The sequence below is a fragment of the Oleiphilus sp. HI0066 genome (assembly GCF_001635725.1).
Genome location: NZ_LWFH01001064.1, coordinates 1 through 1,044, shown reverse-complemented (window position 1 = coordinate 1,044; position 1,044 = coordinate 1). Strand labels below are relative to the sequence as shown.

At 41.9% G+C, this 1,044-nt stretch carries 3 protein-coding genes; all 3 read left to right on the top strand.

Annotated features, from left to right (window positions below; translation table 11 throughout):
- A partial coding sequence (locus A3738_RS13315) for a hypothetical protein (protein ID WP_197473845.1) occupies positions 1–349 on the top strand: 349 nt, incomplete at its 5' end.
- 79 nt (positions 350–428) lie between these two features.
- Complete coding sequence (locus A3738_RS13310) at positions 429–647, top strand: hypothetical protein (RefSeq protein WP_068477397.1); 219 nt, start codon at positions 429–431, stop codon at positions 645–647.
- Between the two features lie 38 nt (positions 648–685).
- Positions 686–1,044: hypothetical protein (locus tag A3738_RS13305; RefSeq protein ID WP_156504246.1), on the top strand; the 359-nt coding region annotated here is incomplete at its 3' end.

Sequence of the window (1,044 nt, the reverse complement as noted above, 5' to 3'; positions counted from 1 at the left end):
TAAGCATGCACACACTTATATGATGTGTGAGGCGAATGTCAGTGCTTGTGGTTTGGCATTTCCATATCATACTGATTTCAGCAAAGCGCAAATGTTGAGTTTGCATATCAAACTCTTTCCTTCTGAAGAAGTTGTACAAGCTTTGGCGATGGTGGTTGGTTGTGAACGTCGCGATGCGTTTTCCGCGGAATTGTCGGACTATGAAAAGCAGCAACTCAAGGATCGACCATATTGGGTGCGTGTAAATTTTGAAGAGATTTCGGAGGTTGAGCAAGAGCTGCTTGCGCAACATGTAATTCAAAAGCAGGCCAGCAAGTTGTCGACCCGTGTGAAGTTAAAAGAAGAATAGTTTTTTAAATTGTGGCTTTGAGTTAGCCAAATTAAAGGCTTATCATCCTTGCTTTTGCAATACTGAGAGAATTCCCTTCATGGTCCTGTTTTGGCCTATTCAACAACAGCTTGATTGCATTAGTTCAAGCGGACGTATCCTCGGAAAAATCGGATTCGACATTCAAAAAGACGATTATATTTTTGTACCAGAGGATGTGTCACTTTCCTTAACTGGCGAAGAGCAAGCTAAGATCGATGAACGTTTAGCGGGTCTTAGATCAGGTTTATACCTCATTCCCATGCAAGATGACGATTAACTTGGTTTCTCATAATCGCTTTTAGTTTGAATTCTCCTATGTCACTAGATTTGTTGTGCCGTTATCACAACGATGCGGTCTATGCTTGCTTTCTCCCATCCTTTGATCAATCGATACCAACATTCGACATTGGTTCGCAACATTTCATATGCTTTATTGGTGGCGATTTTCGTCCAATTTCGGATGGAAAATTGGCGCGTTTAGCGTCAGATCTCTTAGCGCAAGGTGCATGTTATTTTGTGTGTTGGGGGAGTGATAGTGAACGCTTCCATGATTTGATCGAAGATATGCTACTTGGCGATGTTGCAAGATCGGCCGAAGAGGCCATTGTTATGAACTCTTGGCATGTATATTCTGATTTAAGTGAGGCCTTGTTGTTCTTTTTATGCCATGCAAG

What these genes read in the sequence shown, in the direction of transcription:
- A3738_RS13310 (WP_068477397.1), top strand. Translation starts at nt 429, where the DNA reads ATGGTCCTGTTTTGGCCTATTCAACAACAGCTTGATTGCATTAGTTCA.